This window comes from Pantoea sp. X-Soil-OKNW-556 (assembly GCF_059730695.1).
Map to the genome: position 1 here is coordinate 461477 of NZ_AP035991.1, position 24573 is coordinate 486049.

Genomic DNA, 24573 nt, shown 5'->3' on the forward strand with positions numbered 1-24573 from the left:
TGTCGATATCAAAGCGAGTCTGAAGGCGCGCGGTATTGTTGATACTGGCGCTGAATAGCAATCTGGTCGGCGATAAATTTGGCATCGTGCCAGACGCCCCAGATAAAGGTGGATCCCCGGCGCGACAACCAGGGTAAGCCAAGGAAGTAGACGCCCGGCTCACTGGAAACGCCGCGCTGATGCTGCGGTTTACCCTGTTCGTTGAAGGCATTAACCTTCAGCCAGCTGTAATCGGTAACATAGCCCGTGGCCCAGATAATGCTGGTGATCCCGGCGTCAGAAAGATTCAGCGATAACTGAGGATGCGTAACGCAGGCGGGATCTGCGAGGAACTCACGCGCTGCCGGTTCTGGCGGTAAATCCAGGCCGTTACGGGCGATGTACGCATCAGCGGCGTCAAGCAGCGCCAGATAGTTTTCATCACCACGTTGGATGTTCACAGCAAGATCGTTCTGGAAACGTACCGTCTCATCGTCAAAACTTTCGGTCAGACCAACCAGGTTAACACCCTGCGCCGCCAGACGGCGGAAATCCACGGTATGACCACCGCGCGCCCCGCTGACTGCGATGGTGACGTGCTCTTTACCCGGCTGGCTGGCTGCGGCGTCCCACAATCCCAACACCCCCAGCCACCAGCAGAAATCGCGGCCACGATAGGCACGCGGTGGACGATCGTGCGGCCCAACCGACAGCCACACCGGTTTTCCGGCACGTTGCAGTTCATCCGCGATCTGCACCCCGGACGATCCGGCACCAATGACCAACACCCCACCTTCCGGTAGTTGCTGCGGATTTTTGTAATCGGCTGAATGCAACTGCTGCACCCGGCTGAGCTGCGGCGCAATCGCCGGGATCACCGGGCGCTGGAACGGGCCGGTGGCAGCCACCACACGTTGTGCATTAATCACGCCTTCAGAAGTGGTCACGGTGAAACCGGCCTGCCCCTGATTACGTTCTACGCTCAGCACTTCAACACCAGTGCGAATCGGTGACTGATTCATAGCGGCATAGCTGACAAAATAATCGGCGACCTGTTCTTTCGCCACAAAACTGTCTGGCGAGCAACCGGGAAATTCCATGCCCGGAAAGCGGTCATGCCATGCCGGACCATTGGCAACCAGCGAATCCCAGCGGCGGCTGCGCCAGGATTCAGCAATACGATTTTTCTCCAGTACCAGATGCGGAATATCGAGGCGCGTCAGGTGCTCGCTCATGGCAACCCCGGCCTGACCCGCACCAATAATAAGCGTGTCTATCTCAGTTTTTAATGGCGTCATTTTGATGTCCTTCGTCCCGCATGGTGACGGGAATTAACTACTTAAGAAGGACCCAAGACTAGGGGAGCGGATGATGACGGTAAAATATTATAAAGTGAGTGTCTGAATAGAAAATATTTAACCAGTCGATAACAGGCAGGAAAAAACTTATCGGTGGATTAAATTGCAAATATTTTTAATCGCCTCAATGCACCATTGACAGGCACACATCACACCCTGTTGGTGCACGCCAATACCCTCTGGTAAATTATCTGATAACAATCATTAATTTATTTCGCTAAAATCGTTTTTATTCAGCCAGCCCCATTTGACGCTTTATGGTGCAATACATCGCCGGACAACGTTGCCTCTTTTTTTTATAGGGTTTGCCTCGGTTTTTCGTCATTTCTCTCAATAGCCTCCTGTTGCAACATCCAGTCAACCTTACTGTTACTTCGACCCGGATTTTCGGGTGGAGCCAAAACCTGCGGATAAAATTGTTGAGATAACGATGATGACAAACAATCCTAAAGATAATGCGAATGCAGCATCCATTGAGTTGAGCACCATTCAGCCCATTCCCCTAAATGAGCGTCACGGCAAACCACGGGATCTTTTTACTATCTGGTTTGGTTCCAACATCATGTTACTCACGGTGATCACCGGGGCGCTGGCGGTCAGCATTTTCCACCTGTCATTTATGTGGGCCACCCTCGCCGTATTGATTGGTAACCTTGCCGGTGGCTTGTTTATGGCACTGCATTCAGCACAAGGGCCACAACTCGGTGTGCCGCAAATGGTACAGACGCGTGGTCAGTTCGGTTCTTATGGTTCCGTGCTGGTTGTCGCGCTGGTGGTCATTATGTATATCGGCTTTCTCGCCTCTAACCTGGTACTGGGCGGCCAATCGCTGCATGCGATTTACGCCCCGGTTTCAACCAATACCGGGATTCTGGTTTCGGCCATTCTCAGCCTGATTGCCTGTGCCTTTGGTTACAACCTGATTCATGCCTATACCAAAATCATGTCCTGGGTATCGGGGATTGTGCTGATCGCCGCCTTTGTCTGGATTGTTTTTGTGCATGGCCTGCCAGGCGATTTTCTCGCTCGCAATGGCTTTAACCTGAGTGGCTTCCTCGGTGCCATCTCAATTGCGGCTTTATGGCAATTGGCCTATGCCCCTTATGTGTCCGATTATTCGCGCTACATGCCGAAAGATATCAGCGAAAAAAGTGTTTTCTGGTGCAGTTATCTCGGTTGCGTGCTTGGTTCACTGTTTCCGATGATTCTCGGCATTCTGGTGTCGGTTTGTATTGTGGATGGCGATTTAATTGCCGGGATTGTGAATATGACCGGCGGGCTCTCCTCAACCGTCATTATTGTTTTTGCCATCGGTATCGCGGCGACCAATGCCATGAATCTTTATTGTGGCGTGCTCTGTACCCTGACGCTGGGGCAAACATTCCTGCCGAAATGGTCACCCCTTTCCGGTGCGCGTATTGTTGTCTCGATTATCACCATCCTTATCGAAGTGGCGATTGCCGTGTACGGTCAGGAAAACTTCCTGGTGAATTACACCAACTTCATTCTGATGCTGTTGTATGTATTAGTTCCCTGGACTGCCATCAACCTGGTGGATTATTACCTGGTTGCGCACGGTAATTATGATGTGGCGTCATTTTTCCGTCGTGACGGCGGTATTTATGGTTACTTCAATACCAAAGCCATTTTCTGTTATCTGCTGGGAATTGTGGTGGAGATTCCGTTTATGTCGACCGCCATTTATACCGGTCCGGCGGCGAATATGTTAGGCGGAGCCGACATCTCCTGGATTGTTGGTTTAGCCATCGTCTCGCCGGTTTATTATCTGCTGAGTCGTAGCCAGCCGGTTGCCCAAACCTCAATGGTTAAGTGAGACAACCATGAATAACACCAACGCATTCGACTACATCGTTATTGGCGGGGGATCGGCGGGTTCCGTGCTGGCCGCGCGTCTGTCTGAACAGGAAAATATCCAGGTTTGTCTGATTGAGGCTGGCAGTAGTGACGAGACACCCCGCATTCAGACACCCGCCGGGACCATCACGCTGTATAAAAGTCAGAAGTTTAGCTGGAATTATTACTCCACCCCGCAACCACGGCTGGGCAATCGACACATACATGTTCCGCGCGGCAAAGCGCTGGGCGGCTCCTCTTCAATGAACAGCATGATTTATATCCGTGGCTTACCTTCGGATTATGATCGCTGGGAGCAGGCAGGTTGCGAAGGCTGGGGATGGCAAGATGTCTTGCCCTGGTTCAAACGCTCGGAGAAAAATCTTCTGCAACAGGATGCGGCTTATCATGGCGTTGAGGGTGAGCTGTTGGTCGATAAACCGCGCGATCCTAATCCGGTATCCGCCCTGTTTGTCGCCGCAGGCGTCCGGGCTGGTCTGCCTGAAAACCACGATTTCAATGGTCCTGCGCTCTCCGGCGTGGGGATCTACAACGTGACGCAGAAGGAGGGTCAGCGCCTGTCGAGTTACCGCGCTTTTCTGCACCCTCATCTTGGCAGAAGCAACCTGACCGTCATGACCGATTGCCAAGTGGAAACCTTAATCATGGACGGGAAAACGGTGCAAGGGGTGCGGGTGATCGCAGCTGGAGAAACCCACGCGACCGCCCTGCGATGCCGTAAAGAAGTGATTCTGGCTGCCGGGTCGATTGGCTCGCCGCATATCCTGATGAAATCCGGGGTTGGTCCCCGCGCAGCACTGGCCGCGGCAGACGTTGCCGTGGTGCATGACCTGCCTGGCGTCGGACAAAACCTTCAGGATCACCTGGATGGACTGGTGACGGTGCGCAGCAAATCTGCGCTGACGCTGGGGTTCTCTCTGGCGGCCTGGAAACCGATTCTGACGGCCCCCTTCAGGTATCTGTTCGCACGCAAAGGATGGTTAACCACCAACTATGTCGAAGCCGGTGGTTTTGCCTCAACCCCACTCGCGACCGGGGAGCCGGATATCCAGTTCCACTTCGTGCCAGGTTATCGCAGCCACCGTGGACGCCTGTTCGAATGGGGGCACGGTTATGCCATCCATACCTGCGTGTTGCGTCCCAAATCGATTGGCAGTCTGCGCCTCGGAGCAGGAAAACAACTGGAGATTGATTTCAATTTTCTTGCTGACCCGTATGACGCCAGGGTGCTGGTCGAAGGGATAAAAACGGCCAGAAAAATTTTGGCCCAGCCTGAATTCGCATCACTTCGCGGTGAGGAGATGCTGCCGGGTAAACAGGTGCAGAGCGACGAACAGTTGCACCAATACGTGAAGGAGTATTGCGCCACGGTGTTCCATCCGGTCGGTACCTGCAAAATGGGGCGGGATGCGATGAGCGTGGTCGCCCCGGATACGCTGAAGGTGCATGGTATTGATAATCTGCGCGTTGCCGATGCCTCAATCATGCCGACCTTGATTAGCGGCAACACCAATGCCCCTTCCATTATGATCGGTGAACGTGCCGCAGAGATGATCCTGCGCGGTGGCACGCTCGCCAGTACAACGTCAAACAAGGAACGTGCGTATGCATAACCGACAATATTGGGAAACGCTGCTGCAACGGCAGGCTTTTTGTGACTACGCGCTTATTGATGGCAAACGCTATGTTGCACGCAGCGCAAACACCTATGGCGTGATAAATCCCGCCACCGACACCGCCCTTGCCGAAGTGACAGCCTGTCAGACCGAGGACATCGACATTGCCGTGCAGTCGGCCCGTCAGGCCTTCAGCTCTGGCATCTGGTCAGAACGTCCTTTGCAGGAACGCAAGGCGGTGTTGCTGAAGTTATCCGCCTTGATACTGGAACATCGTGAAGAACTGGCCCTGCTGGAGAGCGCCAGCATGGGTAAACCGGTACTGGATGCCTACAACATCGATATTCCTGGCGCGGCGCATGTCATCGCCTGGTACGCTGAAAGCATCGATAAAATCTATGATGAGGTCGCCCCTACCCGACCGGGCACGCTGGCAACCATCACCCGTGAACCGATCGGGGTTGTCGCCGCAATTGTGCCGTGGAACTTCCCGCTGGATATCGCCGCGTGGAAAATTGGCCCGGCATTGGCGGCGGGTAACAGCGTGATTCTTAAGCCGTCCGAGAATGCCCCTTTTACCGCTATCCGCTTAGCTGAGCTGGCGCTGGAAGCGGGTCTGCCTGCGGGGGTGTTGAATGTGGTCACCGGTTTGGGCGTGGACGCTGGCGCGGCACTGGGAAAACATAGGGATGTCGATGTCATCACCTTTACCGGTTCAACCACGGTCGGGAAAGCGTTTATGTCCTACGCCGGGGAATCGAATCTGAAGCAGGTCTGGCTGGAGTGCGGGGGCAAGAGCGCCAATATCATCTTTGCCGATTGCAAAGATCTCGACTTAGCGGCGGAAAAAGCGGCTTTTGGCATCTGTTTTAATCAGGGCGAAGTCTGTTCTGCCAACTCCCGCTTATTGGTTGAACGTGCCATCTATCCCCAGTTTATGGCAAAGTTGCTCGATAAACTCTCTGACTGGCAACCGGATCACCCACTGAATCCAGACGCCAAAATGGGCGCAATGGTTTCAGCAGCACATAAAGAGAAAGTGCAGCGTTTTATTCAGGCCGCACTTGATGATGGTGGCATATTACGCGCTGGCGGAGCATCGCTCACTATTGAACAGGTGGCTAATTACATTCAGCCGACGGTGATTGAAGTGGCAGGAGAAAATATTTCGCTGTGGCGCGATGAAGTATTTGGCCCGGTTCTGGCGGTGAAGGTGTTTGATGACGAGTCAGAGGCTATCGCGTTGGCAAATAATCATATTTATGCCCTTGCTGCCTCGGTGTGGACCGATGATCTCAACCAGGCGCATCGGGTTGCCCGAAAACTGCATGCCGGCACCGTATCGATAAATACCGTTGATGCGCTGGATGTGACCGTTCCTTTTGGTGGCAATCGACAGTCAGGTTTTGGTCGCGATTTATCTTTGCATGCTTTTGATAAATTCACGCAACTAAAAACCACCTGGATCGAATTACGCTAATCTTCAGTGCTGTTTATACCCGATCAGCCTGTCGGGTATAAACACGTTATTAATGCGCATGGCTTACTGGAGTTAACTCCACACTCCGGCAATAGTCCATAAATAAACGCGTGGGTCGTGTCGGTTCATTATTTTGCAGATACGCCATAATCAGCGTTGAATCGGCCATTTCATCAATAATATCCAGTTGTACCAACCGTTCCCCGTCGTAAGTAATATCAGAACAGGGACGTGTTACCAGTACTGAAAAACCCAATCCTTGCCCCACCATGCAGCGTACCATTTCGATAGAAGGTGAACTGTAGGCGACTTCAGGATGATAGCCATTCTCTTTGAAAATATTAATGAAGTAATTTTTACTGGGGACGGCATCCAGCAAAATCATGGGTTCACGCGCCAGTTCCTGTAACGTTACCGCACTTTTCTGCGCCAGCGGATGTGCCGCAGGCAGCAACGCATAGGGCTTATGCGGGGCGTTAAGGGGTTCTTTTTTAATCACATTATCCAGATCCAGATCATACAGAAAGGCCATGTCAAAGCGACCGCGATGCAGACCATGCATCAACTCATGTTGTTCACCGTCATAGAGTTGAATATTGATCTCAGGGTAGAGTTTTTTGAAACCGGCGATCAATTTCGGCATGTATAACGGTGCGGCGGACTCAAAACAGCCAACGGCGATGGTTCCGCTCACTAATTCATTTTCTGCGCGCGAACTTTGTTCAAATTCATAGGATAACCGCAACAACTCCTTCGCCTTATCGTAAAAACGCCGGCCACTGGAAGTGAGGGAAACCCCCTGGGCATGGTGGCGAATAAATAGCTGTTGTTCAAAGGCATCTTCGAGATTTTTAATCGCAACCGAAATCGAAGGCTGGGCGATATGTAACTGCCGTGAGGCCTCGGCGATGCTTTCGGTTTCCACCACGGTGACAAAGTATTTGAGTTGCTTAAGCGTGAAATGCGTCATATCAAAACCATTTAAATAATATTTACTGATGCAGGTGTTGAATAGTTTTAAACTATCCAGGGTATATAAAGCAAACTCCATGCCATTAAAATGCGATCTGCGCAGCAATCATTGGTTAGCTTAACAACCTGGGGGGGCAGGAATAATTTGTTCAGTAACGAGCCCGGGGGGGAAATTAATGCAGCCGACCGCACCATTATTTAGCACCCTGCGCCAGATTAAAGCGCTTAACGCTCCTGAATAGTGCAGACCAGTTATGCTTTTCCGCTATTTCATCGGCTTCACTTCCCGCCAGCGACTAAATAGTTTTTTTCAATTTAAAGGCCACAAATTTAATAATTGCCTCATGCCTTAGCCTGCCGCCATAGTGTCTGACAATTTGATAACAGGCAGTCACCCTCCTCTAACTTTGGAATAACACTATGCGTTCAGAACGGTTCGAAAATGGAGACTTTATCTCTCTGGTCCACGCCATGACCCCGGCAGAGTTGGGCGATATTCTCAGTGGACACGGGATGTGGAAAACAGAAGCCAATGAACGACTGGGCATCCCACGCATGGTGATGACGGATGGTACCTACGGCGTGCGCTATTCGATCCAACAGATTGATCAGGACGAGAAAGGCGGCCAGGACTTCGCCGGTTTTCTCAACGTCGTCAACCAGCGCGCCAAAGATGTTGAAGTGGCGTGGGGCACCATGAAACCCGCTACCTGCTTTCCCAATGGTTCCAGCTTCGCCTGTAGCTGGGATAGCGCACTGGCCCAGACACTGGGTGATGCCTTGGGTAAAGAGTGCCAGCAGATGGGCGTCCACCTGTTACTGGGTCCTGGTATTAACATCCGTCGTACCCCGCTGGGTGGCCGTAGCTATGAATACTATTCGGAAGATCCGCTGATCTCCGGTGAAATCGCCAGCGGCGTGATCAATGGCCTGCAACAGCGCGGTGTCGGTGCTTCGCTGAAACACTTCGCCTGTAACAACTCCGAAATTGAACGCACCAGCATGGACTCGGTGGTCGATGAACGTGCGCTGCGCGAAATCTACCTGCGGGGTTTTGAACGTGCGATTAAACAAGCGCAACCCTGGACGGTGATGAGTTCGTATAACCGCCTTAATGGTATCCAGACCGCCGAACATCGCTGGTTGCTGACCGATGTATTGCGTCATGAGTGGGGCTTTAAGGGTGTGGTAGTGGCTGACTGGCACGGCGTGAAAGATCGCCCCCAATCCCTGCTGGCGGGGAACGACCTCGATATGCCAGAGAGCGAAACGCGTAAAGCCGCCCTGGTGGCCGCCATTGAAGAACAGCGCGTGCCGCGTGCCGAGGCCGAAACCTCAGCCGTGCGCGTGCTGGAGATGGTGCACCGCGCGCTGCACAGCGAACAACGTGCCACCCAGGTTGATCACGCGGAGCACCATCTGCTTGCGCGTCGCATGGTGGCAGAATCCATCGTGCTGCTGAAAAACGACCACCAGGCGTTGCCGCTCGATGGCCGCAGCGGTGAGCGTCTGCTGGTGGTCGGCAGCGGTGCCAAAACCCCGGTGATTCAGGGGTCGGGCTGTGCCACCACGCTACCTACTCGGGTTGATATCCCGTGGGATGAAATGGAAAAGCTTGCTGCGGGTGGCGTGACATTGAGCTGGTGCCAGGGCGATTCACTGGATCAACAACAGGCCGTTGCACTGCGTGATGAAGCCTGTGCGGCAGCACGAGAGGCCGATCGCGTTATCGTGTTTGCCAACAGCGAAGATGGCTATGACGGTGAAGGATCCGATCGGCGCACCCTTAACTTACAGGCCGGCCAGGATGCCTTAATCAGCGCCCTCGCGGCGGTGAATAACAAGGTGATTGTGGTGCTGGCGAACCCGGACGCGGTGGTGATGCCGTGGCTAAACGAGGTTGCCGCCGTGGTGGAAACCTTCTACGCCGGTCAGGCGATGGGCGGCGGGTTGGCTGATGTGCTGTTTGGCGTGGTCAATCCCAGCGGCAAACTGACCGTAACTTTCCCGCAGCAGATTGAAGACATTCCTGGCTGGCACAGCTATCCGGGAGAGAATGGTCGTCATCTGTATAGCGAAGGGGTTTTTGTTGGCTATCGCTGGTATGACGTTCGCGGTATTGCGCCGTTGTTCCCGTTCGGTTTCGGTCTGAGCTACACCTGCTTCGCTTACAACGATATCGCGGTTGATCGCGACAACCTCAAAACCGGTGACAACGTCACGGTAAGTTTTACCTTAACCAACACCGGCGAACGCAGCGGCAAAGAAGTGTGCCAGCTTTACAGCCGTTACCTGCACTCACGTCAGAAACGTCCGTTGCAGGAGCTGCGCGCCTTCAGCAAAGTGGAGCTGCAACCCGGTGAGTCGCGCCGTATCAGCCTTACCGTCCCGGTGGATGATTTGCGCTACTACGACACCGCCCGTCAGCAGTGGATTCTGGAAGAAGGTGCGATGCAGTTGTGCGTCGGTCCACATTCGCGCGACCTGCCGTTGCAGGCCAATGTCACCGCACTGAACAAGGTGGCACGCTACCGTCTGATTGCCCGCGATACCCAGCCCGTATTCATACTGGAAAACCCGTTGGCGCGAAGCTACTTCAATCGCTTTTTACAACAGCAACTCAGCATCTCTGAGCCGGATGCCGAGAGGATGCTGGAGCATTGCGCCAACTCTTTCTTTGGCCTCTTCACCACCTTTGATCGCCGCTTCCGTCAGCGTTTTGATGCAGCAGCGATGGATGCGCTGGTCGCACAAGTGAACGAGGCAATGCTTCAGGCAGAACAGGAATAACCGGTCAGCACCAGGAAAAAGGCCCGCCTGGCGCGGGCAATAAACATAACAACAAGCTATGCAGAGGGTACTAATGAAAAAGATGGCAGAGAAAGGTCAGTACACCCGGCGTGACGCGCTGAAACTGGGTCTGGGGGCCGCGGCCGTCGCATCGCTGGCACCGATGATCATCACCCGTCCGGCGCGAGCTGCTGAGGTGAAAACCCTGACGGTGGCCGACGTGGGCGGTGCTTACGGCACCGGCTTCAGCAAGGCATTTTACCAACCGTTCGAGGAAGCCACCGGTATCAAAATCATCAATACCGTGCTCGGCCCCGATCCGGTGCCGCAGTTCCAGATGATGGTCGATACCAAAAATTATCTGTTTGATGTGGCACTGCTTAATCCGGAACATCTGGTGCGTCTCAATAAAGAGCCAAAACCTTATCTGGAAGATATCAATGTGACGGTGAGCAATCCGCAGGACTATGTGCCGGGTTCCATCACCAAACAATTTGGCGGCGTCAGCATCTTCGCGCTGGCGCTCGGCTACCGCACGGATACCTTCGCCAGCAACAATGGCCCGCAGAACTGGGTTGATTTCTGGAACGCCGAAAAATTCAAAGGTCGTCGCGGCCTGTGGCGCAGCCCGATCTGTACGCTGGAAGTGGCGCTGATGGCAGACGGTGTCGATCCGAAACAGCTTTATCCGCTGGATGTTGATCGTGCCTTCCGCAGCCTCGATAAAATCCGCAAGAGCATCGATATCTGGTGGACCGGCGGTGCGCAGGCAACCCAACTGTTGCAGAGCGGCGAGCTGGATATGCTAAGCATCTGGAGCACTCGCGCACAAACCGCCATCGACGGTGGCGCCCCCGCCGCCATTGCCTGGGATCAGGGACTGTACAATATCGACGGCTTCACCATCCCACACGGAAGCCCGAAACTGGACGCTGCACGCCAGTTTATTCAGTTCTGCATGGACGCCAAACGCCAGTCACTCTACACCAACGACCTGGCTTGCGGCCCGACCAACATCAAAGCCTATGAGTTTATTGATAAAAAGAAAGCTGCGCTGTTACCGACCGCGCCAGATCACATCAAACAGCTGCAACTGATTGGTGCTGATTATTGGGGTGAACATCAGGTCGCGCTGACTGAACGCTTCGAGAAATGGGTAATGAGTTGATCCGGTAGAGGGCCTTGCGCCCTCTTACCCTGGAGGAATTATTCTTGACTGAATTTGCTACACCTGCGGCGAAAAATAACGCCCGTCGCCAGCGCCCAAGGTTGCATCCATTGTGGCTCACCGCGCCTGGCCTGCTGTTTCTGGCCATCTTTCTCGCCTGGCCAACGCTCAAACTGATGTTGCTGAGTTTTCAGAATAGCGATGGTCAGTTCTCACTGGATGTCTGGAGCCAGATGTTTGGCGCAGGTATTTACGTCAAAGTGACGTTGAACACCTTCGTCATTGCCTTGCAGACCACCCTGGCTTGCCTGCTGATTGGCTATCCGGTGGCTTACTGGCTGGCGCAACGCAGTGAAAATACCCGCCGCCGTCTGATGTGGCTGATCCTGCTGCCGTTCTGGACCAGCGCGTTGCTGAAAAACTTCGCCTGGATGGTGCTGCTGTCGCGCCGTGGCATTTTGTCCGAGATCCTGATGGGTCTGGGTGCCGATCAACCGCTCAACGTGTTGTATACGCGCGGCGTGGTGGTGTTCGCGATGGTGCATAGCATGCTGCCACTGGCGATCATAACCATGCTCCCGACCATGACCAACGTTGACAGTCGTCTGCTGCCTGCCGCGCATACGCTGGGGGCATCACGCGTGAATGCGTTCTGGCGCATCTTCTTTCCCCTGTCGATGCCGGGGTTAGTCGCGGCTTGTCTGCTGATTTTTATTGGTTCGCTCGGCTTCTTTATTACTCCAGCGCTGCTGGGTAGCCCGCAGGATTCGGTGATCGGACAACTGTTAATTACTCAGGTTCAGCAGTTGCTTAACTGGCGGCTGGCGGGTGCTATCGCCATGATGCTGCTGGTGGTGACGTTGCTGGTGTGTTTTTGCTACGACAAGTTGTTTGGTATGTCGTCGATCGCCGGTGGCGAAGGCCACGCCAGCAGCCCGCGGATCCGTGCCCTGGGCTTTGCGTTGGTTGCGGTAGTGGCACGACTGTTTGATGGCGTCGCGACCTTGCTGCACCGGCTACCGGGCAAACCTCGCTTCGGCTGGCTGCTGACGTTATTTAGCGCGCTGGTGATTGCCGTACTGGTGTTGCCGGTGGTGTCGTTTTTACCGATGGCGTTCAGCAGCTCCAGCTTCCTGCAATTCCCCCCACCCGGCTTTTCGCTTCGCTGGATGGAAACCTATCTGTCATCCCCGATCTGGATGGGCGCAACCGCACGCTCCTTTGGCATCGCGCTGGTGACCGGTGTGCTGGCGGTGATGATTGCCACCACCGCCGCCTTTGGTCTGGCGCGTCATCAGGGCAAGAGCGGCAGCCTGGTCGTGATGACCTTCCTGTTGCCGATGATTGTGCCGAATATCGTGACTGCCGTGGCGCTGTTTTACTTATTTGCCACGCTCGGGCTGGTGGGGTCGGATCTGGGCATCATTCTCGGCCATACCGTGATGGCGATTCCGGTGGTGTTTATCATCATCCTCACCACCTTCAAACATTACGACTGGCGACTTGATCAGGCCGCGGGCACGCTCGGGGCCAACCGGCTGCGGGTAATCTGGAGCATTACCCTACCGCTGATCAAAAGCAGCATGGTGGCGGCGTTTATCTTTGGCTTCCTTAACTCGTTTGAAGAGTTGACGGTGGCGTTGTTCGTCGGGGGTGGCGTGAAACAAACGCTGCCGAAACAGATGTGGGATGACGTGTTGCTGTCGGTCACCCCCACGCTGGCTGCCGCATCGGTGTTAATTCTCACCGTGGTGACGTTGTTGTTTATTGTTGCTGAACGCTCGCGCCGTAAAGCCGAAGCCTTGTAAGGAGAAAAATATGTCCACAACCACCAAAGTACAGGCTGAACAGATCGGCAAAGCCTATGGCCAGACCACGGTGTTACAAAACCTTGATCTTGCGGTACACAGCGGGGAATTGCTGACCCTGCTTGGGCCATCCGGTTCCGGTAAAACCACCCTGCTGCAAATCATCAGCGGTCTGACGGAGCCTACCGCCGGGCGGTTGTTAATCGATGGTCGCGACGAGACATGGACGCCCGTCCACCAGCGTGATATTGGCGTGGTGTTTCAGAACTACGCGTTGTTTCCGCATCTGACGCTGGAAGAGAACGTCGGCTTTCCTCTGCGCATGCGGCGGATGCCTGCGGCAGAGATTGCGCGCAAAGTTAAAGCGGCACTGGAGATGGTCGAACTCGGTCATGCCGCCAAACGCTTTCCGCGTGCGCTGTCCGGTGGGCAGCAGCAACGTGTCGCTTTGGCCCGTTGTCTGGTGTATCAACCGAGCGTGATCCTGATGGATGAGCCGCTCGGTGCGCTGGACCGTAAACTGCGTGAAACCATGCGGATGGAAATTAAGCGCATTCACCGTGAATCCGGCGCGACCATTATTTTCGTCACCCACGATCAGGAAGAGGCGCTGGCGTTATCGGATCGCATCTGCCTGATGAACGAAGGGAAAATCGCCCAGATAGATACACCGGAAGCCATTTATCAACAGCCGAATTCGACCTTTGTCGCCGAATTTATTGGTCTGTCGAATATTTTGCAGGGAGAAGTGCAAAATGGCAGCCTGGTAACACCGCAGGGAGCCTTTGCGCTGCCTGGGATGGCGGCCAGTGGCAATGCTGCACTGGTAATCCGTCCGGAGCATATTCAGCTCTGCTCCGCCGACCAGGCGTTGTTGCATGGCAAAATCAGCGAGCGTATCTATGCCGGTTCAGAAACCCGTGTGGTGGTGACACTTGCAAACGGTGCACGTTTTATTATGCGCAGCAGCGGCGTGTCTGCCGGGGCCATTGGTGATCAGGTATCGTTGAACTGGGATGTGGCGAACAGCCGGGTGTTATCAGCCTAAATTCTCGTGGCGGTGCGATTTATCGCGCGTATTTTTCTTGCGCCGCGCACAGGATAGCGCGATAAATCGCGCCGCTACGTGTTGCCACAGGCTGAGATCAGGTCATGTACGCGCCCTCTTAACCAGCGGTGAGCCGCGTCATTGTCCAGCCGTGGATGCCAAAACTGCGCCACCGTCATTTCCGGGGTACTGAACGGCAATGCAAAACTTGCCAGCATCGGATTGTTTTTAATCAACGGATGATGGAGAAACAACGAACGCGGCACCAGCGCCACCAAATCTGAGTGTTGGGCGATGGCCACTGCCGAGGAAAACGCGGGCACCACGGCGGCAATCTGGCGCGTGTAACCCGCTGCCACCAACGCGTCATGTACCGGCCCGCCCAGTTCGCCGCGTCGTGAGGCAACAATATGTCCGAAGGCGGCCAGTTGGCTTAGTGTCACCTGCTGGGTCAGCGGATGTCCTTGCCGTACCACGCCGATCAAACGGTCGCGAAACAGCGCCTGCATACGAATTTCCGGCCCCATATTCCCCAGCACGCCAATGTCCAGATCAATGCGGCCTTCGCGCAGATCGCGGGAACTTTTCTCCGGTTTGGCGACGAAATCCAGCCGAACCCCAGGCGCAAGCTGCGCGACCGCCCCAATCAGGATGCCACCAAACGCTTCGACAAACCCTTCGTTGGTGCGCAACACAAACTGTCGCTCCAGCCTGGCGAGATCCAGCACGGTTTCCGCCGGTTGCAGCAAGGCTCGCGCCTCAGCCAGGCTCTGCTGCGTACGCTGCCGGATCGCCTCTGCGTAAGGGGTCAAAACCATCTTACGCCCGGCGCGTACCAGTAGCGCATCACCGGTGGTGATACGCAGACGGCCCAGCGTGCGACTCATGGCAGATTCACTTAAGCCAAGACGGCGGGCAGCGCCGATAACGCTGCCTTCCGCCAGCAGCGCATCGAGCGCGAGCAGGAGATTCAGATCGGGTTCATTCATGCCCCCCATCCTCGCTGATTGCCGGTCATGAAACAAGGCGTTTGATGCAGGTAATTAATGCACAACCTGCATGTTCCGCCTGCTATGCCGCAGCGCTACACTGACTGACGCAAACCTCATCACAGGAGATTTCTATGACCACATCATCAACCCCAAGCGTATTGCTGATTGGCGCATCGCGCGGGCTGGGTTATGCCCTTGCCGAAACCATGTTGCAGCGCGGCTATCAGGTGGTGGCAACCGGACGTCAACATTCAACGGCGCGGCTGGAGGCGTTGGCCACGCGCTATCCGACAACGTTACGTGTGGAACGCGTCGATATCACCGTACCGGAACAGGTGTCGGCACTGCATCAACGTCTGCTGGGGTGTGAGTTCGACATGCTGTTTGTTAACGCCGGGGTGAAAAACAACGATGGCGAAACCATTGCTGATGTCAGCACCGACGAATTTATTCGCGTGATGGTGACCAATGCGCTCAGCCCGTTACGGGTGATCGAAGCCTTTAAAGATAATGTCATCCCCTCCGGTACCATCGCGGTGATGTCATCCGGCCAGGGCAGCCTGACCAATAACACCAATGGCAACTATGAAGTGTATCGCGGCAGCAAAGCCGCCCTGAATATGCTGATGCGCAGTTTTGCCGCACGTCATCAGGAAGATGGACGCACCTTATTGCTGATGGCTCCCGGCTGGGTACGTACCGATATGGGCGGCCCGGAAGCCCGGCTGAGTATTGACGAAAGTATCCCTACCCTGCTGAACACGATGGAAGCCTGGCAAGGTCGCACCGGGTTGCATTATCTCGACTATCTGGGTCGCGTGGTGCCGTGGTAACCACGCTATAACCGTTTGCGCAGCAATAGCTGGTGCAGCTTGTCCCGTATCCAGCGATTCGCGTCATCGTCGTGGCGCGCGTTATGCCACAACAGGGACAATTGATAATCGGGCATTGCAACCGGTACCGGGGCCGCACGCAGGCCAAAACGCTCGCACCAGTTGCTCACCAGCCCCTGCGGCACGGTAGCAAACAACGGTAAACGCTTCAGCATCAGCGGCAATGCGGAAAAATGCGGCGTGACGTAACGCACGCGGCGGGCAACACCCTGCTGCTGGAGCTGTTCATCCAGCGCGCTTTCATTTGCGCCGCGATATGACACCAGCACATGCTCGTACCGGACAAACTCTGCCAGCGTCAGCGCAGCAGTCAGGGCAATTTGCTGGCTATCCCACAGGGTGCTGAATCCGGCGCTGGCAATCTCTGCGCGCGTCAGATCGCGACTGACCGGGTTGCCGACCGTCACCGCCACATCGGCCTGTTGCTTCTCCATTAAGGGCGTGACCTGCCAGGGATCGGCTGTCAGAACGGTGATATCCACCTGCGGCGCATCCACCAACAATTCAGCCAGTAAATCCGGCATCAACCACTGCTCAATCCAGTCGCTCATAGCCAGACGAAAACTGTAGCGATCCTGACGCGGGTTGAAGGCGGGCTTGCTGAAAATCGCACGATGCATCCCCTGCAACAAGGGCGCAAATTGTTGTACCAGTTGTTCGGCGCGCGGGGTCGGTATCATCCCCTGTGAGGAACGGACAAACAACGGATCGCCAAACATCGCACGCAACCTTTTCAATGCCGCACTCAGCGCGGGCTGTCCTAGATATAAACGCTGCGCCGCCCCTGTCACGCTGCGCGCTTCATACATCACCAGCAGCACCACCAACAGGTTAAGATCGACGCGACTTAAATCATTTTCGTTGATGATTTCCATGATTCTAATCGATTTAAATAATGATATTCACCTGAGTATAGTGGCAATACAGGTTAGCCGGGAGGCATAAATGAAGATTCAAGTGGGCGATTGCCTGATAGAAAAAGTCACTGAACAAACCGCTACGCTGCCGTTCGCCGCGCTGTACCCGGATCATCTTGCGCAGATGCCCGTTGGCCTGGCTCCGCAGTTGGCGACGTTGTCGATCCACAGTTGGGTGGTGAGGACCGGCAAGGACATCATCATTATTGATACCGCGACCGGTAATCAGCGCGATCGCGACCATAAGCCGCTGTTTCATCAGCTGCAAACCGACTATGCCCAACGTCTGGTACGGGCGGGGGTTGATCCGCATGCCGTGACCCTGGTGCTGATGACGCATATTCATACCGACCATGTCGGCTGGAATACCCATTGGCGGGATGGCCGCTGGCAGCCGATGTTTCCCAACGCGCGTTATATCTGCTCCGCTGCTGAACTGGCGCGATGTGAAAAAAATCCCGCCATGCAGGCGTTGTATCTCGACAGCATTTTACCGCTGATCAACAGCGGCCAGCTTGAGACAGTGGCGGTGGATGGTTCGCCGTTATTTGCTGGCGTGCTGCGATATCTGCCAACCCCCGGACACAGCATTGATCATGCTTCGCTGCTGCTCTCCAGCCGCGGCCAACAGGCATTTTTTTCCGGGGATGTGATGCACCATCCTCTGCAATTCCAGTTTCCCCGGTGGAACTCGGTGTTTTGCGAGAATAAAGCGCTCGCCGTGCGTTCAAGGCAACTGGCGATAGACTGGTGCCTGCAACATCAGGCAATCTGGTTCAGTTCGCATTTTTCCGCCAGCTCATGCGGCAGGGTGATTTCTGCTGCCCCTGAGCTGCCCCACTGGATGCCGCTGGAGGCTGAACCGGATGCAATACGCTGAGTATCTTCGTGCGTCGCTAAGCGACATGACCGATGCATTACAACAGGGGGCCACGACGGCCCGTGAGCTTACGGAATTCGCGTTGCGGCGCATTGCCGAAGCCGACCAAAATGGCCCGCGCTACAACGCGATCACCTGGCTGTTTGCCGACCAGGCGCTGGCAGCGGCGACTGAAAGTGACGCACGCCGTCGTCGCGGGGAAGCCCCACGCAGACTGGAAGGCATTCCGCTGCTCATCAAGGACAACATTGCGGTGCAGGGTTGGCCCACCAGCGCCGGGTCGGTGCTGCTGCGCCACGTTATAGCTGAACAGGATGCGCCGTTAGTCACGGCGCTGCGCGCAGAGGGCGCGGTTCTACTCGGCAAAACGGCGATGCACGAGTTGGCGGCGGGCATTACCGGCGCATCATCACTCAGTGGTTTTACCGATAACGCCTGGCTGGCGGGACATTCACCGGGAGGCTCCAGTAGCGGTTCCGCGGTGGCCGTGGCGGCAGGTTATGTTCCCCTGGCGATTGGCACCGACACCGCGGGTTCCGTGCGCATTCCCGCAGCTTTCAATCATCTTTATGGTCTGCGCATGACCCACGGTGCGATCAGCATTGACGGTATTGTGCCGCTGTCGCCCAGCCAGGATATCCCTGGCGCGTTGGTGCGCCATCCTGCCGACTTGCGCCTTGTCAGTGAGATCCTCAGTGGACAGACGCTCCCGCCTCCTGAGGAGCCATTGCGCATCGGTGTGTGGCTGGAGGGTTTTGCCCCGGAGGAAGCAGCGATTAATCAGGCGGTGTACACTGCCGTGACGGCGTTGGTTGGGGAAACGGGTAATCAGCAGACGATCGCCTTTCCACAGCTTGAAACCCTGGCTGCTGAAGCCAGCATCATCCCGTGGGAATTTGCCGAAGCACTGGCGGAGTGGCTGGCCGACAAACCGCAGGCCGAGAGCCGCACGCTGGCCGAGGTGGTGGCATCTGGCCGTCATCATCCACAACTGGAAGCGGTGTTCACCGCACGCGCTAACCATCCCGGTAAAGCCAGTGACAGCTACGCCATCCAGCAACTGCGCCAGCGCACCTTATATCAAACCCTTGTTCAGCTATTTAACCAGCGTAAAATCAATCTGTTGGCTTACCCGGTAGTGAAGCATCCGCCGGTCAGACATGGCGAATTACAGCCGGGCAGCAACGCACTGGTCGCGGCGGTCACCGGTGCGCCTGCCATCAGCATCCCGGTCGGTTTCACCGCCCAGGGATTGCCGATTGGTATGGAGTTGCTGGCATTACGCGGTCGCGAGGATCTGTTGTTGCAGGCGGCTGAGCAGATGGCGGCCATCGGTCGATAGCTTAACATCGACAAGATATGACCTTTAATAACAAGCAATAAGACCCATAGCTCAAAGGCGTATGGGTTATTTTCCTGTTAAGTAAATCGTGTGGCCCAATTATTTATGCAACGATAAGCCCTTTATCGCTTTATCGACGGCTTTCTTTGGCCCGCGTAAGGCAATGCCCACCAGGTCCAGATTATCCGCGTCCTGCGCCAAAAACACTTCGCGGTTTGCCGCATCATGGCCGGTGGAAAACATGGCGTGGACATAGGGGATAATCGTTAATTCACGCTCCAGCCCCTGACGATGGGCGCGCTGTAAACCCGGCAAGTCCCCGGCAAATATCAGCATCGGCTGCCCGGCCATGTTGCCGTAGGGTCGCCCGTGCGCATCCACATACGGCTCACCCATCATCTCGGGTGCCGCAGAGGCAATGCCGGTCGCCAGAAACGCCACCACATTTAACCGCTGCCAGGTTGCCAAATCATCACGCACGATCAGGGCGATTTTAGTATCAAACATCTGCAACAACTCTCCGTTAGGGTCAAAGCCCTATCATCGTCAAGTTTGCGGCAGGCGATCTAGAACGTTTGTGCACTGACGCTGATAAGAGGCAGGTGTCATGCGATAGGCTCGCTGGAACCAGCGACCAAGATGGCTCTGGTCAGAAAAACCTACCTGCAACGCCACCGTGGCGGGCTCTATGCCCTGCGCCAACAAATTACGGGCGCTGCGCAGACGCAGGCGCACCAGATACGCATGGGGAGACTGCCCGAAAGCCTGTTTGAACTGGCGTGTCAGACGGAATCGATCAATGCCTGACAAGCGTGACAGGTCCGCTAATCCGATATCCTCGGCCATAAAATCGTGCAAATAGTCGCGGAGTAACTGCATGGACGCCAGCGCAGCCGAACGCGGCTGACCAGGGCGCGGATCAAGATGGCGGGACAACATCGTCAGCAGATGATCCAGTGCCTGGTCGCGCGCCAACCGCCCTTCCGCGTGATGCACGGTATACCACGCCTGCTGAATGGCACTGGCGAGGAGCGCATCATCATTAAGGGTTGAGCGGAATGCGGCTTCGATGTTGGCTATATTGCCAAGACCACGTTGCTGCATCATCTCTGCCACCCATGTCTGGGGTAGATAAAGCATCACATAGGTGAAGCCTGCGGTATCCGGCGCATGACCATCATGCACCGCACCCGGCTCAATCAGGATCGAGCGGCCTGGCGTGCTGGTGTGAAGCGCGCGGTGGCAATTGAAGCGTTGCAGCCCCTGTTGTGTCACGCCAACCAGCAACTCGTCATGATCGTGCGGATCGTAAGCGTGCCCGCAAAAATGCGCATTCACACTTTCGATACCGGTTTCGTCATCACGGCGAAAATCAACCCAGTCGCGGTTGCTGGCGTTGATATTTCTGGCTGACATAACGACTCCTGAAAGGTGTGCCGATGAGGATGACACTATATCAGGGGGGCGTCAGCAGCCAAAACCCTAACAGTCCGGTGGCTGGGGCTGTGCCATCTTTTAGTGCAGAAGGTGCACAAAAATGATCTTGTTACCTGTCAGGTAACTTTTTGCGGTGAAACGTTCGCGGCGCGAGAAAAGCAGAAAAAAGAATATTAGTTCGCCAGATCAATTGACTACTGATTAATCGCCACAGAATTTATCGAATAACCCGCCTCTGGCATGCGCCTTGCTTAAGGTAAAAAGTTACCTAATACGCAACTCAGGTTCAGAATATGTCACACGACGAAGCGGATAATCACGGTCAGGAAGCAAATAATAGCGCAGACTTCAATGTCGGGATACGCCTGCGTGCGGTGCGTAAAGCACGCGGAATGCGCATTGAGGAAGTGGCGGAAAAAGTCGGGGTCAGTAAGTCCTTCATCAGCCGCCTGGAACGCAACGTCACCCAGGCATCCATCGCCACCCTGCTTAAAGTGTGCGAAGTGGTCGGAATTACCCCGGCCAAACTGTTCGATCCTCCCGCAACCAGCTTCGTGCCCGCCGGGAAAGGCACGCCCATCAGCCTCGGGGGCGAAAAGATGCGGGAATATCTGATCAGCGGCGGCGTCAACGACGACATGATGGTGCTGTACTCCGAGATCGATCCACAAGGGGGTTCCGGGGAGGAGCCTTACACCCTCAATGCTGCCGCCGATATGGTACATGTGCTGAGCGGTGAACTGGAGATTGTGGTGGAGGAGCAGCGCTACCTGCTGGCAAAAGGCGACACCCTCACCTTTAAACCGTCACTGCCCCACACCTGGCACAACATCTCCCCTGACCAAATGTGTACCGCCATTTGGGTCATCGTGCCACCACCGTCGGGAAATTAAGGCGTGCCTGTGTCTGTCATTGTTTTTTAATCCGCGTTTCCACCACACCAGAGGAATAATGATGAAAATAGCAAAAATGATGCTGGCCCTCGCTGCTGCGGGCCTGGCCGGGTCGTTATATGCCGCGCCCGGCAAGATCACCATCGCCACCGATGCCACCTTCCCGCCGTTTGAATCGATCGATGCCAGCGGCAAACTGGTGGGTTATGACGTCGACCTGATGCACGCCATCTGCAAAGCGGCGGCGCTGGATTGCAATGTCATCAGCGCCCCGTGGGACGGCATGATCCCCGGCCTGATGAACAACAAATATGACGCGCTGATCTCGCAGTTGACCGTTACCGATGCTCGCCGCCGGGTGATGGCCTTCAGCGATATCTACGATCATCCGGTGTTCCGCTTTGTCGCGAAAAAAGGCGCCGTCACCGACACCAGCCCGGAAGCATTGAAAGGCAAAGTCATCGCCGTCCAGACTGGCACGCCGATGGATACTTACGTCACCAAACATTATCCAGGCAGCACTATCAAACGTTATGACGGCGGCAGCGCACCCTACCTCGATTTAACCGCCGGTCGGGCGGATATTTTTATGAGTTACGAAGCGCAGATTATTTATAGTTTCCTGAAAAAAGATGACGGTAAAGATTACCAACTGGTTGGCCCTCGCCTGACAGGTAAAGATGCACCGGAATTTGGCGAAGGGGTCGGGATTGCCATGAATAAGAAAAACACCGCGCTGGTCGAAAAGATTAATCAGGGTCTGGCGAAAGTTCGCGCCGATGGCGATCTGGACGCACTCAATAAGAAGTATTTTTCAGCTGAGTAAAGGCAATGTCGGGTAATTACTATTTAATGGTCCTGAATGCGGGATGGGTTTCGCTGCAACTGGCGTTTGCCTCGCTGTTATTATCTGTCATTCTCGGACTGCTGGGCGCACTGGGAAAACAATCCGGCATTCGCTGGGTGAAGGCGATTGTCACGCCTTATACCCTGCTGGCTCGCGGTATTCCAGATTTAGTGCTGATGCTGTTGGTTTTTTACAGCGTACCCGCCCTGTTAAATAGTGGACTGGAAAGCGTCGGGCTGAATTACTCCATCGAGTTCAGCCCTTTTATTGCCTGCCTGATTACCCTGGGGTTTATTTTTGGCGCTTATATGACGGAAACATTTCGCTACGCGTTAACCAATATTCCCCACGGTGAAATTGAAGCCGCTCAGGCATTTGGTTTTACCCACCGCGCCATTTTCTTGCGGATTCTTTTGCCGCAATTAATTCGCCTTGCCTTACCCGGCTTTACCAATAACTGGTTGGTGCTGGTTAAGGCGACTGCACTGGCATCGTTACTCGGGTTGCAGGACATCATGTTTAGCGCCAAAGGGGCGGCGGAGTCCACCGGTAAACCTTTTACCTTCTATCTGCTGGCGGCCGGGTTTTATCTCGCCGTTACCCTGCTGTCAGTGGCGGCGTTGCACCGTATCAGCCAGCGTTACGCGCTGGTGGTCCGTGGAGGTAATCCATGAGCTGGGATATTATTGCCGATAACCTTGCGATGTACCTGCACGGTACCGCGCTAACCCTGCTGCTTACCGGGGTATCGCTGGTCATTGCCTTTGTCATTTCGGTGCTGCTGGCACTGGCGCGTGACAGCGCACCACGTCCTGTGCGCTGGCTGATTTTTCTCTACACCACCGCTTTTCGCGGGACACCGTTATTAATCCAGTTGTTTTTGATTTATTACGGTCTGGCGCAGTTTGATTTATTACGTGCCAGTTTTCTCTGGCCGTGGCTCTCCAGCCCACTGGTTTGTGTATTACTGGCGTTTGTCCTTAATACCGCCGCCTATACAACGGAAATATTCGCAGGCGGTTTGCGTCACTTGCCGACAGGGGAAATTGAAGCAGCTAAAGCGTTCGGCATGAGTTACCCGACACTGGCGCGAAGAATATTATTTCCGGCGATGTTAAGCCGTTCACTTTCCTTATATGGCAATGAAACCATCATGATGTTGCACGCCACCTCGCTGGCGAGCACGGTGACATTAATGGAGGTGACTGGAGTGGCGCGTAATATCAGCCTGAATTATTACATTCAGTTTGAACCCTATGTCACCGCTGGAGCAATTTATCTGGTGCTGACACTGATTCTGGTAATGGCATTCCGCTATTTTGAAAAACGCTACGCAGGTTATCTCAACGGTAAGCGTAGTTAATCTGGATCGAGGAAAATATGACAACAAACACACGACAATTTGATTTGTGGGGTATCCCTTTTGACGGAGAAGCCACATTAGGCTGGCCGGGATCACGTTATGCACCGGCCAAAGTGCGCGAGTGCGCACGCTGGATCAACATGCGTATTCAGCAGGGAAAAGTGTATTGTCTGGAAACGGACAGTGAAATGACGGTGGGCGAGCAATTGCTGGTGGATCGCGGGGATGTGGCGGTGGTGCCCAGCGATACCCTGAAAACCTTTGCCGCGACCCGCACGTCCGTAATGGCGTCCATTGCGGCTGGCCGGGTTCCCATTATGATCGGCGGCGACGATAGCCTGCTGTTCCCGGTGGCACAGGGTGTGCATGATGCGCTGCCGGGCCGTATCGGCATTATCCATTTTGACGCGCATCTCGATCTGATGGACGAGAGCGACATGCAAGGTCGCCACAGCCAGTCGAGTGGTATGCGCCGTTCACTGGAGCTGGAACGCATCGCCCCCACCGATTGTATTCAACTGTGTGAACGGCATTTCAACTTCCCGGCTTCCGGCAAATTTAAACACGACAACGACCTGATCCACCTCAGCGCCCGCGAAGTGCTGAAAATCGGCCCGGAAGAGACGGTACGACGCGCGTTGGAACGGGTGAAAAACGCCGATCATATTTTCCTTTCCTTCGATATTGATTCGGTCGATCCGGCTTATGCGCCAGGTGCAGGTGCGCACGAACCGGGCGGTATTACCTCGGATCAGGCATTGCAGATGGTGAGTATGTTGGCTCCCCATTGTGCGGCGATGGCGATTACGGAAGTCAATCCAACCAAAGATGTCGGTGATATGACCTCCACGCTGGCCGCGTATCTGGCCTTTACCTTCGCGGTGTACGGCAGCCAGAACCCTTAGCAGCGCCCTA

The 24573-nt window shown here is 55.0% G+C and carries 21 protein-coding genes; 15 read left to right on the forward strand and 6 right to left on the reverse strand.

The window, feature by feature from the left end:
• Positions 1-8: 8 nt before the first annotated feature.
• Positions 9-1277: a flavin-containing monooxygenase gene (locus tag AC6I8T_RS22805; RefSeq protein ID WP_497834450.1), complete on the reverse strand. Its 1269-nt coding sequence runs from the start codon at positions 1275-1277 to the stop codon at positions 9-11.
• 490 nt (positions 1278-1767) lie between these two features.
• On the opposite strand from AC6I8T_RS22805, the gene AC6I8T_RS22810 reads away from it, so the two are divergent.
• From AC6I8T_RS22810 to AC6I8T_RS22820, 3 genes are read left to right on the forward strand one after another with little or no spacing between them, the layout of a single operon-like run.
• On the forward strand, positions 1768-3171 hold the full coding sequence (locus AC6I8T_RS22810) for a purine-cytosine permease family protein (protein ID WP_208726354.1): 1404 nt from the start codon (positions 1768-1770) through the stop codon (positions 3169-3171).
• A 7-nt stretch (positions 3172-3178) separates the two neighbouring features.
• The gene (locus AC6I8T_RS22815; RefSeq protein WP_497834451.1) at positions 3179-4825 is read left to right on the forward strand and encodes a GMC family oxidoreductase; all 1647 of its coding nucleotides are present in this window, start codon (positions 3179-3181) and stop codon (positions 4823-4825) included.
• Positions 4818-6308 carry an aldehyde dehydrogenase gene (locus tag AC6I8T_RS22820; protein WP_208726350.1) on the forward strand — a complete coding sequence of 497 codons (1491 nt, stop codon included), beginning with the start codon at positions 4818-4820 and terminating at the stop codon, positions 6306-6308. Before AC6I8T_RS22815 ends, AC6I8T_RS22820 begins: the two co-directional genes overlap by 8 nt.
• A gap of 49 nt (positions 6309-6357) precedes the next feature.
• Here AC6I8T_RS22820 and AC6I8T_RS22825 read toward each other — a convergent pair whose 3' ends face one another.
• Positions 6358-7278: a LysR substrate-binding domain-containing protein gene (locus tag AC6I8T_RS22825; RefSeq protein WP_208726348.1), complete on the reverse strand. Its 921-nt coding sequence runs from the start codon at positions 7276-7278 to the stop codon at positions 6358-6360.
• A 422-nt stretch (positions 7279-7700) separates the two neighbouring features.
• On the opposite strand from AC6I8T_RS22825, the gene AC6I8T_RS22830 reads away from it, so the two are divergent.
• The 4 genes from AC6I8T_RS22830 to AC6I8T_RS22845 all read left to right on the forward strand — a co-directional run bounded on the left by AC6I8T_RS22830 (position 7701) and on the right by AC6I8T_RS22845 (position 14094).
• Entirely contained in the window at positions 7701-10070 is a 2370-nt protein-coding gene (locus AC6I8T_RS22830; RefSeq protein ID WP_497834452.1) for a glycoside hydrolase family 3 C-terminal domain-containing protein, read from the forward strand.
• A gap of 73 nt (positions 10071-10143) precedes the next feature.
• Positions 10144-11238: an ABC transporter substrate-binding protein gene (locus AC6I8T_RS22835; protein ID WP_497834453.1), complete on the forward strand. Its 1095-nt coding sequence runs from the start codon at positions 10144-10146 to the stop codon at positions 11236-11238.
• A 44-nt stretch (positions 11239-11282) separates the two neighbouring features.
• Positions 11283-13046, forward strand: coding sequence for an ABC transporter permease subunit (locus AC6I8T_RS22840; RefSeq protein ID WP_208726342.1), 1764 nt, complete (start codon positions 11283-11285; stop codon positions 13044-13046).
• A gap of 10 nt (positions 13047-13056) precedes the next feature.
• Positions 13057-14094 (forward strand): ABC transporter ATP-binding protein, encoded by a 1038-nt coding sequence (locus tag AC6I8T_RS22845; RefSeq protein WP_497834454.1) that lies wholly within the window; start codon positions 13057-13059, stop codon positions 14092-14094.
• A gap of 74 nt (positions 14095-14168) precedes the next feature.
• On the opposite strand, the gene AC6I8T_RS22850 is transcribed toward AC6I8T_RS22845, so the two are convergent.
• Positions 14169-15083, reverse strand: a complete 915-nt coding sequence (locus AC6I8T_RS22850; protein WP_497834455.1) for a LysR family transcriptional regulator — start codon at positions 15081-15083, stop codon at positions 14169-14171.
• 134 nt (positions 15084-15217) lie between these two features.
• Between AC6I8T_RS22850 and AC6I8T_RS22855 the strand changes: the two genes are divergently transcribed.
• A complete protein-coding gene (locus AC6I8T_RS22855; protein ID WP_497834456.1) occupies positions 15218-15919 on the forward strand; it encodes an SDR family NAD(P)-dependent oxidoreductase in 702 nt (233 codons plus the stop codon).
• Positions 15920-15924: 5 nt separating this feature from the next.
• Here AC6I8T_RS22855 and AC6I8T_RS22860 read toward each other — a convergent pair whose 3' ends face one another.
• On the reverse strand, positions 15925-16854 hold the full coding sequence (locus tag AC6I8T_RS22860; RefSeq protein WP_208726329.1) for a LysR family transcriptional regulator: 930 nt from the start codon (positions 16852-16854) through the stop codon (positions 15925-15927).
• A 70-nt stretch (positions 16855-16924) separates the two neighbouring features.
• Between AC6I8T_RS22860 and AC6I8T_RS22865 the strand changes: the two genes are divergently transcribed.
• Both AC6I8T_RS22865 and AC6I8T_RS22870 read left to right on the forward strand, forming a co-directional pair.
• Positions 16925-17776: an MBL fold metallo-hydrolase gene (locus AC6I8T_RS22865; protein WP_208726326.1), complete on the forward strand. Its 852-nt coding sequence runs from the start codon at positions 16925-16927 to the stop codon at positions 17774-17776.
• On the forward strand, positions 17763-19118 hold the full coding sequence (locus tag AC6I8T_RS22870; RefSeq protein WP_497834457.1) for an amidase: 1356 nt from the start codon (positions 17763-17765) through the stop codon (positions 19116-19118). The genes AC6I8T_RS22865 and AC6I8T_RS22870 overlap by 14 nt, the downstream gene beginning before the upstream one ends.
• A 99-nt stretch (positions 19119-19217) precedes the next feature.
• On the opposite strand, the gene AC6I8T_RS22875 is transcribed toward AC6I8T_RS22870, so the two are convergent.
• Positions 19218-19625, reverse strand: a complete 408-nt coding sequence (locus tag AC6I8T_RS22875) for a DUF2000 domain-containing protein (protein ID WP_208726322.1) — start codon at positions 19623-19625, stop codon at positions 19218-19220.
• Positions 19626-19664: 39 nt separating this feature from the next.
• Complete coding sequence (locus tag AC6I8T_RS22880; protein ID WP_497834458.1) at positions 19665-20534, reverse strand: helix-turn-helix domain-containing protein; 870 nt, start codon at positions 20532-20534, stop codon at positions 19665-19667.
• A gap of 314 nt (positions 20535-20848) precedes the next feature.
• Between AC6I8T_RS22880 and AC6I8T_RS22885 the strand changes: the two genes are divergently transcribed.
• Genes AC6I8T_RS22885 through AC6I8T_RS22905 form a run of 5 tightly spaced genes read left to right on the forward strand, consistent with a single transcriptional unit; the run spans position 20849 to position 24563 of the window.
• A complete protein-coding gene (locus AC6I8T_RS22885) occupies positions 20849-21448 on the forward strand; it encodes a helix-turn-helix domain-containing protein (RefSeq protein WP_208726318.1) in 600 nt (199 codons plus the stop codon).
• Between the two features lie 58 nt (positions 21449-21506).
• Entirely contained in the window at positions 21507-22274 is a 768-nt protein-coding gene (locus AC6I8T_RS22890; protein ID WP_244634071.1) for a transporter substrate-binding domain-containing protein, read from the forward strand.
• Positions 22275-22279: 5 nt separating this feature from the next.
• Positions 22280-22969, forward strand: coding sequence for an ABC transporter permease (locus AC6I8T_RS22895; protein ID WP_497834459.1), 690 nt, complete (start codon positions 22280-22282; stop codon positions 22967-22969).
• A complete protein-coding gene (locus AC6I8T_RS22900) occupies positions 22966-23658 on the forward strand; it encodes an ABC transporter permease (RefSeq protein WP_208726314.1) in 693 nt (230 codons plus the stop codon). Before AC6I8T_RS22895 ends, AC6I8T_RS22900 begins: the two co-directional genes overlap by 4 nt.
• A gap of 17 nt (positions 23659-23675) precedes the next feature.
• The gene (locus tag AC6I8T_RS22905) at positions 23676-24563 is read left to right on the forward strand and encodes an arginase family protein (protein WP_497834460.1); all 888 of its coding nucleotides are present in this window, start codon (positions 23676-23678) and stop codon (positions 24561-24563) included.
• Positions 24564-24573: the final 10 nt, after the last annotated feature.